The following is a 14,672-nucleotide window of genomic DNA, read 5'->3' on the forward strand; positions in this document are numbered from 1 at the left end:
GGCTATAATAGGAGTGGATGACTCTGTACCCTCCGACCCGGTTTTACTCCTACGTGTTCTGCGCCGAGGTGTCTATGTCTTGGCTTCTATCCGGAGCGTCACGGTCGAGTCTCCCACAGTTGTCTCCCTACCCGGCCTAGCAGCTGGCTCACTAGGCGTCGCACTTTCACGCACAGAGTCACGTATCACCGTTGAGCTGCTCCGCGAAGAGGGAATAAGAGCTGAGGTAGTCGGAGCCTCTGGCGCTGTCGCCAAGGCTGCTGTAACGGCTGCTACTAGGCTCCTCGAAGACCTGGGAGAAGAGGCTGTGCTCCGCATAAGGCTCGAGCAGGCGGAGCCGCCTGTGAGCCCAGTGGCCTCCGCTGTGGCTGGCGTCGCTGCTGCGATTACCAAGCTCCTCGGTGTTGAGCCTGCCCCAATGGATCTCGCGAGGGTTCTCAACACCGTCGTAGCGGAGGTGGCTGGGGTGCCGCAGGCGCCCCTCGTCGCGGCTGCGATGTATGGTGGCGTTGCTGCGGGGAGCGAGAACCCGCCACTCTATACGTGGTTGACGACGAGCCCTTCGTGGAGGGTGTACGTGGTTGAAGCGTTTATTCCTAGCAGCGAGGAAACCGTGATGATAACTATTGACCGGTATAGGCAAGTGGCAGCAGCAATAGCTGCACTCATATCGTACACGGCCAGAGAGGGCTGGGAGGAGAGGCTGCGGCCCTTCCTCTCAGCCGAGTCCCCCTGGGACACGTTGCTCCCAGCGCCGCTGGCGAAGGCTCGCCAGCTGCTCTTGCGCGAGGAAGCAGTGCTCGGGGCAGGGATAGATCCTTACCAGCAAGTACTGGTAGCGGTTGCGAGCGACGAGGTAGAGGTTAGGCCTGCGGCAAAGATGCTAGTACAGCTCCTAGACCGTGAACCTTTCGTAGTGGAGTCCCAGATATCGCCTCAGGGAGCAATTGGGCCGAGGGAACAGGAGGAGTAACAGCTCTCTACGCGTGCACAGAGCCATGTCTTGGCGCGTTCCTTCTTTATCCCTGCCCGCAGAAACACTAGGTATCACAGTAGGCCTCCGGGGAGCGTGGCACAAGTGCCCCTAGCTCATGGAGTTAAAGCCGTTATCCACGCACCCTTCCACCAAGCAGTGGAAGCACTTGAGACAATAGACTACGCTTCTGGGATCTATTTGCGCGTACTGGGTACAGAGCCCCGTACGGCCGTAACGGTAGGGGAAAAGTACTTCATAAGGGCTGGCAACTCGTTAGCAGCTACAACAATAGTCGTTGACCGAGGCAGCCACGTAGAAGTAACAGTTGTGGCCACTGGTTCACGGGAGAGCTTCCTAGACTTCTTCGACCTAGGCTCGTCAAAGGACTATGCAAGGATGATAGTAAAGGAGCTTGCGAAAAGGCTCAGCACAGACTACGAGATCGTAGCCGAAGTTAGCCGCCTCTCAAGGGAGAAAGCTGATCTTCTCAGCTAGAAGAGATATTCATAAACTTACACTAGTTACACTAGGATTCTTTTGATTATTTTTACTTCAAATGAACATAAACTCTAACAAAAGCCTAAGGACATAAGATAGAGATACCAACACTATCAATAGGAATTATCATTTTATATGAAAATGTTTAATGGCTAACATTATTGTTGACATATCGATGTATAGCCTAATACAATTGATTTTAATTCATTATTTAGAATACTTAAATATTTCTTTCTATTCTCGGGCACTATAGCCTCGTAAAGGCCTATCAGGGCCGCCCTATTACTTGGAGCAACTATATCAAGCCCACCACAGAAACCACCGCCACCACAAGCATCATATATTGTTTCATTTGAGGTACACTCTTTGTTCCACTTAATAATTCCGACATATTCTCGGCAAGCATATTGAAGAATATTCTTTTCTACAAGGGAATCGATAACGTTTTTAACGCCCACTATCTCGCTGATTCCAACGTATCCTTTTCTAGCGATAGCTTCAAGAACTGAGATAGTTTTTTCATAAAGTTTTTTATCTTTTTCTTTTATCTCTTCTAGTTCGACTAGTATAAATTGCTCAATTTTCTTAACATTCCTACAAATATATCTTGACGTTCGTCTACAAATCTCTCTAATTAGTTCAGGATGCCCGCCTACAACATCTAAAATAGTATCTTGAGACTTACTTGCTCGGAGACACAACTTATTATAGAGAGCACTAGCATCACGCCTAGTCATTTCACCTAAATAAAACGTGTCTATGTAGTCTAAGCTGGGCGCGTTTTGCAACATTTTCTGCTGGAACATATAATCACTTGTAACAAGCAAGGTCTGAACATACGAGTCTTCCGGAGGATTTTCCTGAAGTTCTGCAAGAAGCTTAATAAAGCTCCAAAGATTATCAATATTAAGCCCTTTTATCAAGTTTTGTGCTTCGTCTATGATCAAAATAACTCCTCTATAACCTTTCTCTTTCACATTACTCGCTATATTGATTATTACGTCTGATATAAAGTCCAAGGGATCAGAGCTACTAACTTTTCTGAATATAGTTGAAAGTAAGGGAGCCCTTTTATCCCAGTTAGGACCAAGTGCTTTATCAAAGATACCTTTAATAATTGACACTATTAGTTCCCTAAGTGCTCTTCCTAGTGTATTAGGCACAGATTTTTGAAAGATGTCAATTAAATCCTTGCTTGTCGAGGGAGGCTTAATTACTCCGAGATATAATGGAACTATCTTTCGCCGGACTATCTCTTCTTGCAACTTCCTTGCAAGACTGGTCTTACCAATACCACTTGGGCCTACCATTACTGGGATAGATCTCGTTCCATAAGCTATTTCCTCTATTGGTACTAGCTCGTTGAGAAGCCTCGTCAGCTCTGCATGTCTGCCAACAAAGAGAAAGCTGCACATAGCTAGTCCCTATCCCCTAGTACAGCAGTAAAACGTAGTGAAATATGTGCCTACTTGGATGCTAAGAATTTTGTTGATATTAGTCTACTAAAGATATAAATGATTTTAATACCTTAACGCTAGTAAGAGGTTATTAGTGTCGGCCAGCAGCCCCTTTGTCCACATACTGTTTTTCGCGTTGCTTCGGCTCCGCGGTTTCTCGTCATCCACGTACCTTCTCGTTGCTTGTTGCCGGGATTTTCTGCGCTATGTTAATTAGCAGGGTATAGATAGATGGTCTTGGTTCCTTCTTGGAGGTGGCGATACGGGTTTGAGGACCAGTGTTGTTGCTGGGCTTGTTGCGGTCGGCCTGGCTGCATACATTGCGGGCGTCGTTCTCGGTGCTCCACTGGCTTCTATGAGTGCTGCACTGCTCCTCGTCGCCGTGTTTGGCGAGCTAACTGTCTATGGTATTGAGGGCCTTGGTGCACGTTTCGGCTTGTCTCCCTACGCTTCAAGCGTGCTCGTGAACTCTGTCGCCGTGCTGCCTGAGCTCTTCTCTGCCCTCGCGCTGGGGCTTCGCGGCCTCTCCGCCGGCAACACGTGGCTCGCCGAGATTGCTCTTCTCTCCGTGCTCGTCAGCGCCCTGTTCAACTTCGTGGTGCTCGGCGCCGTGGGGCTACTCGCTAGGGGTGTAGGGGTTGAGGAGTCTACTCTGAGGCTCGAGGTCCCCTTGATGAGGGTGTCTGTTGCCTCTCTCGGCCTCCTAGCAGGGTTCGCGGTCATAGAGGCTAGTCTCGGCAAGCCCGGCGCCTCTATCCGAGAGCCGTTCGCAATCCTCTTGGCCCAGCTCATTTACTGGTTTTACTACATCTCCTCGGCCGTGAGGAGCGGCCTCGGCTACGGCAAACGTGCTCCCCCAAGGGGCTGGCTAGTCGCGCTCCTCGCCGGTATCCTTGGCATGATTCTCTCGGCGGAGGCGCTAGCAGGCAGCATAGAGGAGATGATACACAGCCTCCACATCGAGCATATAGGCGAAGCCGCCCTAGCCGTCGGCGTGGCGAGCAGCGCACCAGAAGCCGTGCTCGCCCTACTGGCGGCGAAGAGAGGCATGGCTAAAGAGGCTGCCGGGGGCCTAGTAGCCGCCACAAGTACCTCCGTGCTGCTCGTCTACCCGCTCGTCTACCTACCCCTCGCCAAGAGCCTCCCCGTGGATGCCTTCACCGCCTACACGTTGGCGACACTAGCAGCAATGCTCTGGCTAACCAAGAGGAGCCTAGTACACGAGAACCTATTAGACACGAGCGAGTCACTATACCTCCTCGTCCTAGCAGCCTCCGCGCTCGCAACACTACCAGCAATAAAGTAACAGGGAATGGCGTAGCTGATTTCCTGGTTTACTAAATTAGTGCCAACCCAGTGCTCAACGTTCTCATTATAGTTTTCATACTATCTACTCTTTGCCGTAGTATTTGTATGATTAGGAACAACAGATACCCTTTTCGGAGTATATGCGTATGCTTCAGTTACTTTCATGTTCTTTACATCTATCTTCATTAGTATTTCAGTATTGATTAACTTGCCTCCTGCCTTGGGAGCGGCAACTACTACCGCAATATTATTAAATGCTCCATAGAATATGAGGTCAACGTCGTCCTCACCCAAGCCGTATTGTTTGCCTAAGAAGTTCTTTGCAGTACTTAGTATTCTCTCTACGAGCTTTTTTGTCTCGGGGCTTATAGAGTTCGGCAGCTCCTTTGGCACATTTCTAGTGCTTAGCGATGGCCGTGCATCTACTATTTTCATTGAGCTAGTATTTACACATATAGTGAGCTGTTTGACCCACCCTATGTACTGCAAGTGCTTCCCGTCAAACACTTCGTTAATTTCTAGCCATGAAGGAGAAGAGAAGCTCACAATAGCGCATCCGCCGGCTAAGTTGCCTTCCCTATCCATTAGTGGGAGTATTCCACTAATATTGGGCTTCTTTGAGCCGAATATTTTCTTGAGCTTTGCATCACTCATGATTACATTAACTACTTCTTCGCGAAGCTCGGCCGGTACTGATGGAAGAGGAGCCCGTTGTTGTGTCATCGTTATCGTCTTGAGAGTCGTTGGTGCCACTAGCGGAGATTTTCGTGAAAGATCTATACTCTTCATTATATCGTCATAGCTATACACCAAAATCCCTGCAAGCGTGATAACAATCACGATAAGCAGTGTATACCGTGTTTTAGATATGTGCATAGTAGGTCAAGCCTTCTTTTCTAGGTACCATTTATTGCCGAAGTGCGCCTCTATATTTTCCGATACAAAGTTCTATAACGATATGATACAGATGTTAATATATCGATATGGCGCTTAAGGCTTTTATTGAAAACAAGCCATATCCTTGACAGTGCTGGCCAATATCCGGGAAAGGAACTAAACGATAACGTCCTTGGCTGGGCGGTGATTCAGAAGTGGTTAGCAGCTGGGTTTTGCTGGGCTCTGTTGGGCAGGCGCTGCTGCAGCTCCTTGGCGTTGTGCTTTACACTTATATCGTTTTCACTAGTGGTGCTTCTGGCCTAGTGCTTGGCCTGCTTGCTATGCTTTGGAGCCTTGTGTTCTTCCTAGCTAATAGGCTGTTCCTGCCCCTCTCCGCTGCTGCTCATAACAAGTTGCTTGCCTTCATAGCGTTTGCCTCTATGGGTGCTGGTACTGCTTCGTGGTTCCTTGTTGGCGGGTTCACGGGCTCTGCTATAGCGTTCCTTCTCCACTCTGTGTCTTCTGCCGCGCTTAGTGTCTCGCTTGGCCTTACTTCTATGGAGTATGTTGACTACGAGTACTGGGTGAGGATAGACGTTGTTGAGAGGATTATTGGGCTCTTGTTCGCGGGCGCCACGTTATTCGCTATGGGTCGTGGACTGGTTTCTTTTACTCCGTGGGAGCTGCTGGTTGTGAGTAGCGCGGTGCTCTTAGCCTACTACTTGTTTGCGCCACCAGCAGTGCTTGACTTCGAGAGGCGCTACTATCGGCTAAACCGCCACGTTACATGTGTCCGTGCGTATAGCAGGGCCATATCCGTGTTATCGTACATAGGTACTCCGAGGCTGATGGAGATAGCTTATAGTAGGATAAGGGAGAGAATGCCTAGGTATCTTAGTCCGTGGAGGGTCTCCCTGGGCGCTATGCTGGCGACCGCCGTCGGGGAGTACATCTTCGCCGTGCTCCCTGTGAACCTGAGAGACACTGTTACGCTCTCAGTACTGTGGCAGGGCTATGGCCTAGCAGCACTAGCAACCGCGCTGGCGCTCGCACCCATAGCTGCTACGCAGAAGACTGAGCCAAGAATAGCTGGAGCACTCTCCCTGCTCCGGGGACTAGGCTTAGCGCTCTTCTTCTACTCGCTGAGAAGCGTCACAGACATAGCGATCTACGCAGCCTTCTCATCCATAGTCTACAACATAGTAGACACCATCCTCGCCAACTACTACGTTGACGCAGCCTATGCCAGGATGGGCCCCATATACGGGGCCGTGAAACAGCTAGGAGCCATAATAGGCCCCCTGCTCGCAGCAATACTCTACGCGACACCACTATTCACTCCAACAGCAATAGCGCTGGCAATATTATCAATGATAGTCCTCCTATAAGGGAGCCTAATACGCCTAGGAACCCCCGGGGGCGGGAACGGGGAAGGGACTTCGAGCACGCTATTCTTCTCCCAGGCCTCCTCCTGCTATAGCCCCGCAGAGCAAGGATTGCAAATTGCAGGAAGGGAGCTATTAGAGAGGTATTGTGGGAGGAGGGGGAGAAAAACGCCTTAGGGGTTGTAAGAGCTTGTGCCCCCTTGCTAGAGCTTTATTTCGAGCCTTTCGAGGTTCTCCTTGGCGTACTCGTAGCCTGCGTCGAATGCTTTGAGGTTTAGTTCTACCCATTTCGGCCTTACGCTTGTCTTTATTATCTCCTTCATCGTATCGGGGTCTATTAGGCCGGTTACGTAGCTGAATACTCCTATCATGAACACGTTTGCGACTCGGTATGTCCCGACTTTCTCCTCTGCTAGCCTCGTGAACGGCACCATTAAGACCTTTGGCCAGGGCTTGGCCGGCTTGTCTATGAACGTGGAGTCCAGGATTACTAGCTGGGCGTCTGGCTTCACGTAGTCAGCATAGCTAATCATTTGGTCGCGGTACATGAATATTGCTATGTCTGCTTTTCTCACCTTTATTATGTCCATTTCCGCCTCGCTGGGGAATACTATGAGGTCGCTGCGGGAGAAGCCTCCGCGCGTCTCGGCGCTATACATCTCGCTGTTGACCACATAGTAGCCCTTCTTGACGAGCGCCTTGCCTAGCAGGTAGCCTGTGAGGAGTATTCCTTGGCCTCCACGCCCCGCTATGATTATCTCGAGGGTCATTTCCGGGCCCACCTCTTCTCGGGTAGTTCGTCGCACCAAGAGTAGTTGTAGCGCTCGCAAAGAGACTCCATGTATCCGGGCTCGTCCTTGTCGACGAACACGCCTAGGGTTATTTCCTCGTCCCAGTCGTACTTGATGTCCTCGAGGCTCTTCGGCTTCCTCACCTTCGATATCTTGCGTAGACGCTCATAGAGCTCGGCGGGGGTGCGGAACCCTATGTGGCGGCCGAATATCTCAGGGCAGATCGACAATACCTCTATGAATCTGAAGCCTCTCCTGGGGAGCGCCTTCTTTATCGACTCCTCTATGTGGACTGGGTAGTGTATGCTCCACCTGGCGACATAGTTTGCTCCGAGTGCTGCCACGAGCCTCGCGGCGTCCAGTGGGCGCTCAGGGTTACCCTTCGGGGTCGTGGTGCTGTATACTCCTCGCGGCGTCGTTGGGGCTAGCTGGCCGCCGGTCAGCGCATAGTTGAGGTTGTTCACCATTATTACTAGTAGGTCGAAGTTCCTGCGAGCAGCGTGCAGCAAGTGGTTGCCACCGATACCGGCTAGGTCTCCGTCGCCGCTGAAGACTACTGGCACTAGCTTGGGGTTTCCGAGCTTGACGCCGTAGGCGTAGGCTATTGGCCTGCCGTGGGGCGTGTGAGCCCCGTCTAGGCGCACATAGCCCGAGGCCCTGCCAGTGCACCCGATACCGGTCACGAATACGAGCTGGTTCCTATTGATCACGCCCTTTGCTTCGAGATCCTTGACTGCTCGGAGGAACGCTTGGAGCACTATGCCTATGCCGCACCCAGGGCACCATACGTGGGGAAGCCTCTCGGTGCGGAGCAGATCCTCTACCCTATGGCTTAGAGCTGTCTTGGGGACTTGGATGGTCATATCCTTACACCTGCCTTCTCAAAGTAGTCTAGGAGCTCATCTGGGCCTGGGAGCTCGGGGGAAAGGACTGGGACTAGTTCCACCTTCTTGCCGAGCGGGGCCAGTATGCGCGCTACTTCGCGGTAGAGCTGGCCGAGGTTCATCTCAGCCACTATTACCCGGGACGCCTTCTCCGCGGCCTTGACGAGGCCCTCCTCGTCGAGAGGCCATATTGATACCGGCCTCCAGAGCCCCACCTTCTTGCCCTGCTTGCGGAGATCCTTGACGAGCGCCAGCGCTGAGCGCGCGAGGGTCCCGAACGCGACTATGAGTGTCTCCGCGTCCTCTGCCATACGGCTATCCGACTGGGCTACGAGGTGCTTATTCTTCATGACTTTCTCCTCTAGGCGGCGCACTAGGGCCTCGTAGACCTTCGGGTTGGTGGTGTAGTAGCCTCTCTCGTCGTGCGCAAGGCTCTCAACGAGGACCGCGTAGCCCTCGCCGTAGAACGCCATGGGTGGTACGAGGTCGTCGGGGTCGGGCTTGAATGGCTTGAACTGGCCCGGCGGCTCTCTGGGCGGCTTGCGGTCAGCGACCTTTACTTCTCCCGGCTCATACGCTACCACTAGCTCCCTCGTATGGGCGAGAATGGTGTCACCGAGGACTATTGTGGGTACTCTCAGCCTCCACGCGGTGTCAAACGCCTTTATTACCAGGTTGTACGCTTCCTGGACGCTCCAAGGAGCATAGACCACGTCCATGTAGTGGCCGTGGCTGGCCCACCTTGACTGCATTACGTCTCCCTGACCCGTCCCGGTCGCGATGCCGGTGCTCGGCCCAGTCCTCATATTGTAGACTATGACTATTGGCGCCTCAACCATTGCTGCTAGGCCGAGGCTCTCAGCCATGAGGCTGAAGCCGGGGCCGCTGGTAGCGGTCATTGCCTTGGCTCCGGCGTAGACTGCGCCGACGAGCGCGTTTATTGAGGCTATTTCGTCTTCTCCCTGGAAGACTATGCCTCCGTGCTCGGGCAGCTTCTCGGCGAGGTACTCGAAGAGGTCGCTTGCAGGAGTAATCGGGTAGCCGATGAAGACCTTGAGCCCGGCGGCTATAGCTGCCTCGGCCATCGCCTCGTTACCGGTTAGGAACTCTCGCCTAGCCATGAAGAACCACCTCCAAGAAGACCTAACTCTGATCAGTTATGACTTCTACTTGGCCATCGCCCCAAACCATTAGGGCCTTGGCTACGCCGTCGCTGGATGGCTCTATTCTTAGAACGAAGTCGGGGCAGCTGAACTCGCAGAGCCGGCAGCCTATGCACAGAGAGGGCTTAGTGACGGTTGTGACCCTGTAGCCCTTCTTGTTCTGCTTGTCCCCGGTCACGAGGATCTTTTTGGGGCAAACATGTATGCAGAGGCCGCACTCCTTGCACCTATCGGCGAGAATAATTATATCAAACGCGCGTTTCGAAGACACTAACACACCACCATCCACAACACCCATATGGTTGTACCAAGCATGGTTATTCGCTATGGGCGACGCCTAGCTCCGCGAACTACGGTACGTTCCTCACGTAAAACCTACGACAAGTGGAAAGATTAAAACCTTCCACACAGCATACAGCCCAACGTAGCAAGCCTTTCCTCCAAGAAGCCTCGCATGACAGGATTATCCCCTGGATGGGAGGAGGGGCAAGGGTAGCGTGGCGAGCCCTGCTGTACGAGTCGCTTCTCGGCTTCAGAGAGATCTACAGAGAAGGGGCTTCTACGTGTCGAGACACGCTTCCAGCATGCTGGTGATGAAGAACAGGCGAGTAGTTGCAACCGTTCACGTATATGGCGATGACTGTGTGCTTAGCGTTTATGAGCCCTGGATGAAAGAGAATCTGGAGCTTATCCCAATCATTAAACGCGTAGTTGGGAAGCATTGTAGGAGAATTGATGAGAGAAGAGTACCTCCTCGGAAGCCGTTCTAGATTTCTGCTCGAAGCAGATATATGGTGTAAAGAGAGGGTTCCGAATCATATCATTGGTTTCCCGGAAAGTATTTATGTGGATAAAAGGCACACATCTAACTGTATACAAGGTTTTGGATGTGCAATAATAGTGCAAATCGGAATAGGAATAATCGTAGCCGTAATCGCCCTAGCAGTTGCTGGCGGAGCAGCATACTATATGTCAACGAAGCAGGGGGCCCCGGCGACAACAAGTAGCTCTCTCCCCGAGACGAGTCCAGCAACAACACCCATACCAACAACTCAGCCTACACATGCATCGCAAACGCCTACAAGCAGTGCAGTAAGCACTACCAGCGAAGCCACATCGTCACAGCCTTCTACAGCAACAACCACGTCGACAGAGGCAACAAGTACTGTAACAACTACGTCCCAGGCACAGACAACAGCCACGTCAGCAACGAGTACCGCACCAGAAACAAGCACCGAGGCAACCACGAGCACGACAAGTACGACCACAACAACGTCTCAGCCAACGAGTACTACAGCGCAGGAAACAAGTACACAGACCAGCCAGACAACCACCACAACGACATCAACGACGACATCCACAACAACTACTCCCCAGGAATCAGCTAAGGCCGAGACACTGATCTTCAACTCGTTCCGAGACCTAGCAACCAATCTGAGCCATGCGAAAGTATACTATAGGCATACCAATGGCAGCGAGGTTGATGAAATATACCTAGAGTACACCGTGAGCGAGACGAGTAATGGCTTCAAGGTGGTGCTCAACGTGACTAATGTTAACAACGGCGAACAAAACATTATGACCATCTACCTGGACAACGACATGGAAACAGTTACAAGGGTAGAGCTACCAGGCCAACCACCACTAACGGGTCAGACAGCGCAAATGGTTGGACAACAGCTGCTAGGCTTCATAAACGCGATACTAGCACCCATAGCCTTCACAGCTAATATTGAGGTAGAGCTTTCCGAGGGAGCAGTCATTGCCGAGAACCATGGCTGGACCGTGGTCTCGACACAGAAAACCAGCGTAGAAGTGAGCGGGACAACGTACAACGCCTACAAGATAAACATTGAGAACAAGAACGATGTTTCAACAGACATGAAAAAGGCAGAGATAACGCTCATAGAGCTGCTGCCGAACACGTGGGTGTTGCAGCACAGCTACGCCGTAACCGACAAGGGAGAGACATTCGACTGGCAAATAGTAGAGCTAACGAAGGCCTAGTGCAGCGATACACCGTCTAGGGCGGAGAAAATAGCCAAGTTTTTGCTTAAGGAGGGCTATGCCCGGGGAAGCCCGGCAACCTCAAATACGTGTCTCCAGGCACGAGTCTGTCACGCCCTTTGTTTGCCCAGCTTGTCCTCCATTCTTGCGAGATAGTATATTGCTGGCCACAGTATCTTCAAAGCATCCTCCACGGTGTTCACCACGTGCCCCATGTCGGGCGCTATGTAGGCTTCGAACGTCTTGCCCTTCGCAGCGGCCTCGTCCATGAAGCGCAGCATGGGCTTTAGCGGCGTCCTGGTATCGTTTTGTGGATGAATAATCATCAGCGGCTCCTTCATGTTGTCCACGTGGCTTATTGGGCTCCTTTCTCTCCAGAGGTCTTTGCGCCCAGCGAACAAGTACTCTATGAAGCCCTTGAAGGCTGCGTCGCTTAGCTCGTACATTTGCTCCCAGTCAGCCACACTTGCCCCCGCGACTCCGGCGACAAAGACTCCGGGTTTCCTTGTCAGGGCGCAGAGGGTCATGTAGCCGCCATAGCTATACCCCATTATGTAGACGCGGCTAGCGAGGCCGCTCTCCTTCGCCCACTTGGCCGCAGACACTATGTCCTCTAGCTCCTTGCCACAGGGGTCTCCGAGTATCTTCATTCTCCACTCTTCGCCATACCCTGTACTCCCGCGATAATTTGGCATAACTACGTGGAAGCCAGCCAGTGCCAGCGCTGCTGCAAACGTGTGCCACATATCAGCGTCCTCGGAGAACGGGCCGCCGTGGACAAGCACCACTGTTGGACCGGGCTCGCTTGCCCGGCGGCTCCGGAGTATAAAGGTTGGCACCTTTTCCCCGTCAACGGAGTCTACGAGGACGAACTCGGAGCCACTGAGCGCCTCGTATACGTAGCTCGGCGCACTGCCGCGTAGAAGCTCCTTGACACCCTCCTCTCCGAGCCCTATGATCCTCGGGGGTGTTGAGAGACTGGTATGCGTCGTAACAATCATCCCTTTCCAGATGTAGGCTGCCCCGTGCATCCCCTTAGGAGCCTCTACGCGCTTACCATCTACGAATATCTCGCTCCTACCATTCTTCCTAGCGACGGCTATGAGGCTGCCGCTCGGCGTGTAGCCGATATAGTTGAAGGAGACAGGGTGGTACTCGTCGAGGTCGCTGTGCGGTAGCCTGAGCTTCTCGGCCTCCATGCTGGAGGCGTTGAGCCTCATTAGCTGCGCCTCCCTGGCACCCGTGACGCTGAACACTATTTCCCCGCTAGGGCTTATCCTTACAGCGCCTATGCTGCCGAGCGGCGACTCGTATATCTTGAGACTCTTCTCCTCCAGGTTAGCTATGAAGAGCTTGTACTTGGGCTCCTGTATTGGTATGAGTACTCCCACTGCGAGTGGGTACCTCAGGTCGGTCACGAAGCCCATGCCGGGCATGCTTGTTATCTTCTCTACGCCGCCTCCGCGGGCCTCGAAGAGCGCTATCTCCGCCATAGTGGCGGCCGTGTATACTATCCTCTCGTCGTCGTATGCTCCTCCCAGTATGCGTGCAGGCTCTACTCCTGGAACCTCCTCCTCGGCACCAGGATTGTCGGGATCTACCCGGTAGAGCTTGTACAGCTCGCGGCCAGCACCAACATCCCTTATGAATACTGCGTACCGTGAGCCATACTTTGCCTCTAGGACGCCGTTGATAGGCTTCTTGTTCAGCTTCACGAGGTTCTCGCCGTCAAACGCGTAGGCGTTAGCACTGCCTTCCCGCAGCGCTGAGACTAGGAGGCGATCACCGTGGAGAACACCGCTTACGCCATACTGCTCTATGCTTACGAGACCTATTATCTCATCCAGTAATTTTGCATACTTGTGCAAAAACAGTACACCGGGTTAGCTAAGACTGTGTTCAACTATAAGGAGTTTACCATATAGCTGTGGCCAAGCAGTGTACAGGGCCTTGAGGGAAAAGGAGCTGAGAAGCTACTTGGCGAGAAGCTTCTCTGCGAGCGCGGCGTACGCCTTGGCTACCTTCCGCAGCTCTTCTAGCTCAACGTACTCGTCTACCTGGTGGGCGACCCCGCTAGGCCCTGGGCCATAAGTTATTGTCTCTATGCCCTTCTCGGTGTAGTACCTCATGTCTAGGCCTCCTAGGCAGACTGTGAGCCTAGGCTCCGCGCCGGTTACCTCCCTTACAGCCTCCTTTGCGAGCACTACTAGCTTCGACTCCTTCGGGGTTATCGCTGGAGGCAGCTTGTTGACCGGCTTAGCCTCTATGCGGACCTCGGGATACCTCTCCCTAAGCCTCTGTATGAACCTATTTACTTCTTCCTCGACTTCCTCGATGCTCTCCTCTACTATGAGTCGACGGTCAACAGAGAAGGCATAGTAGCCCGGCAGGATGTTTATCTTCGTGCTCCCCTTCACCTCTCCGCCGAGCGTTATCGTGGGGCTCGCTCCCCGGGGGTCGTCGTACTCGTAGCGGCTCTTCTTCCTGGAGAGTAGCTCGCGGTACTCGGTCATGAAGTCGTGTGCGACCCTGACCATGTACTCGAAGGCGTTCACGCCGAGCCATGGGCTGGATCCGTGTGCCTGCTTACCGTAGACCTCTACGTAGAACCAGTAAGCGCCCCTATGCCCTATCCAGACCGTGCCGGAGCCGCTGGGCTCGGCTATCACGACGTAGTCCGGGCTGGACAGTTCTTTCTCGACAAGGTAGCCGGTACCAGTCTCGCCGCCTATCTCCTCGTCAGGCACGAGGGCTATCTCGAACGTGCCCTTGAAGCCCGGGTTGGCGGTGAAGAAGGCCCGTGCAGCGAGGATCGCCGCCGCTATCCCGCCCTTCATGTCTACTGCTCCGCGGCCATAGAGCTTGCCTCCCTCGATCACCGGGTCGAAGGGGTCGTGTCTCCAACCCTGCCCCGGGGGCACTACGTCGTAGTGGCCGTTGAAGTGGAGGACTGGGTAGCCACTCCCCTTCCTTGCTATCAGTATGTAGCGGGGATACTTCCCGAGACCGGAATAGTGTTTCTCGACGACCTCGCGGGGAACGCGGTGTATCTCTATGTCCTCGAAGCCGGCCTCGCTGAGAAGCCTCGAGGCCGTCGCGACGAACTCGCCATAGTTTTCTCCAGGCGGGTTAACAGTGGGCACGCTTATAAGCTCCTTGAGAACCTCCACGCCCCAGTTAAAGAGCTCGTCCACGAGCCGGGCAGAATTAGGCAAACAGGGAGCACCTCCGAGCAGCTCGCCGTGTAGTAGCTGTGCTCTTAAGGGAGAATAATACTGTGTACCATCCTTGGCACAGCCCTCTCTTATATACTTGGCGTAACGCATC

14 protein-coding genes are annotated in these 14,672 nt (G+C 53.1%); 6 read left to right on the forward strand and 8 right to left on the reverse strand.

What is annotated here, in order from left to right; all coding sequences use genetic code 11:
* The first annotated feature begins 79 nt into the window (after positions 1-79).
* Both SBG41_RS00910 and SBG41_RS00915 read left to right on the forward strand, forming a co-directional pair.
* The gene (locus SBG41_RS00910) at positions 80-973 is read left to right on the forward strand and encodes a hypothetical protein (protein WP_317895663.1); all 894 of its coding nucleotides are present in this window, start codon (positions 80-82) and stop codon (positions 971-973) included.
* 105 nt (positions 974-1,078) lie between these two features.
* A complete protein-coding gene (locus SBG41_RS00915; RefSeq protein WP_317895664.1) occupies positions 1,079-1,471 on the forward strand; it encodes a DUF6054 family protein in 393 nt (130 codons plus the stop codon).
* 161 nt (positions 1,472-1,632) lie between these two features.
* Here SBG41_RS00915 and SBG41_RS00920 read toward each other — a convergent pair whose 3' ends face one another.
* On the reverse strand, positions 1,633-2,889 hold the full coding sequence (locus SBG41_RS00920) for an ATP-binding protein (RefSeq protein WP_317895665.1): 1,257 nt from the start codon (positions 2,887-2,889) through the stop codon (positions 1,633-1,635).
* A 310-nt stretch (positions 2,890-3,199) separates the two neighbouring features.
* On the opposite strand from SBG41_RS00920, the gene SBG41_RS00925 reads away from it, so the two are divergent.
* The gene (locus SBG41_RS00925) at positions 3,200-4,237 is read left to right on the forward strand and encodes a hypothetical protein (protein ID WP_317895666.1); all 1,038 of its coding nucleotides are present in this window, start codon (positions 3,200-3,202) and stop codon (positions 4,235-4,237) included.
* Between the two features lie 80 nt (positions 4,238-4,317).
* On the opposite strand, the gene SBG41_RS00930 is transcribed toward SBG41_RS00925, so the two are convergent.
* Entirely contained in the window at positions 4,318-5,115 is a 798-nt protein-coding gene (locus tag SBG41_RS00930; RefSeq protein WP_317895667.1) for a hypothetical protein, read from the reverse strand.
* A 215-nt stretch (positions 5,116-5,330) separates the two neighbouring features.
* Between SBG41_RS00930 and SBG41_RS00935 the strand changes: the two genes are divergently transcribed.
* Positions 5,331-6,503: a hypothetical protein gene (locus SBG41_RS00935; RefSeq protein WP_317895668.1), complete on the forward strand. Its 1,173-nt coding sequence runs from the start codon at positions 5,331-5,333 to the stop codon at positions 6,501-6,503.
* A 200-nt stretch (positions 6,504-6,703) separates the two neighbouring features.
* Here SBG41_RS00935 and SBG41_RS00940 read toward each other — a convergent pair whose 3' ends face one another.
* From SBG41_RS00940 to SBG41_RS00955, 4 genes are read right to left on the reverse strand one after another with little or no spacing between them, the layout of a single operon-like run.
* A complete protein-coding gene (locus SBG41_RS00940) occupies positions 6,704-7,270 on the reverse strand; it encodes a 2-oxoacid:acceptor oxidoreductase family protein (protein ID WP_317895669.1) in 567 nt (188 codons plus the stop codon).
* Positions 7,267-8,154 carry a thiamine pyrophosphate-dependent enzyme gene (locus SBG41_RS00945; protein ID WP_317895670.1) on the reverse strand — a complete coding sequence of 296 codons (888 nt, stop codon included), beginning with the start codon at positions 8,152-8,154 and terminating at the stop codon, positions 7,267-7,269. Before SBG41_RS00945 ends, SBG41_RS00940 begins: the two co-directional genes overlap by 4 nt.
* Positions 8,151-9,296, reverse strand: a complete 1,146-nt coding sequence (locus SBG41_RS00950; RefSeq protein WP_317895671.1) for a 2-oxoacid:acceptor oxidoreductase subunit alpha — start codon at positions 9,294-9,296, stop codon at positions 8,151-8,153. The genes SBG41_RS00945 and SBG41_RS00950 overlap by 4 nt, the downstream gene beginning before the upstream one ends.
* Positions 9,297-9,318: 22 nt before the next feature.
* Positions 9,319-9,609 (reverse strand): 4Fe-4S dicluster domain-containing protein, encoded by a 291-nt coding sequence (locus SBG41_RS00955; RefSeq protein WP_317895672.1) that lies wholly within the window; start codon positions 9,607-9,609, stop codon positions 9,319-9,321.
* A gap of 226 nt (positions 9,610-9,835) precedes the next feature.
* Here SBG41_RS00955 and SBG41_RS00960 point away from each other — a divergent pair, with 226 nt between their 5' ends.
* The gene (locus SBG41_RS00960) at positions 9,836-10,108 is read left to right on the forward strand and encodes a hypothetical protein (protein WP_317895673.1); all 273 of its coding nucleotides are present in this window, start codon (positions 9,836-9,838) and stop codon (positions 10,106-10,108) included.
* Between the two features lie 130 nt (positions 10,109-10,238).
* Positions 10,239-11,345 (forward strand): hypothetical protein, encoded by a 1,107-nt coding sequence (locus tag SBG41_RS00965; protein ID WP_317895674.1) that lies wholly within the window; start codon positions 10,239-10,241, stop codon positions 11,343-11,345.
* A 110-nt stretch (positions 11,346-11,455) separates the two neighbouring features.
* On the opposite strand, the gene SBG41_RS00970 is transcribed toward SBG41_RS00965, so the two are convergent.
* Together SBG41_RS00970 and SBG41_RS00975 are read right to left on the reverse strand one after the other, a co-directional pair.
* Positions 11,456-13,213, reverse strand: a complete 1,758-nt coding sequence (locus tag SBG41_RS00970; protein ID WP_317895675.1) for an alpha/beta hydrolase family protein — start codon at positions 13,211-13,213, stop codon at positions 11,456-11,458.
* 105 nt (positions 13,214-13,318) lie between these two features.
* The gene (locus SBG41_RS00975) at positions 13,319-14,671 is read right to left on the reverse strand and encodes a M20 family metallopeptidase (protein ID WP_317895676.1); all 1,353 of its coding nucleotides are present in this window, start codon (positions 14,669-14,671) and stop codon (positions 13,319-13,321) included.
* Between the last annotated feature and the right edge of the window lies 1 nt (position 14,672).

This window comes from Pyrofollis japonicus, assembly GCF_033097485.1.
Lineage (GTDB): Archaea > Thermoproteota > Thermoprotei_A > Sulfolobales > Pyrodictiaceae > Pyrofollis > Pyrofollis japonicus.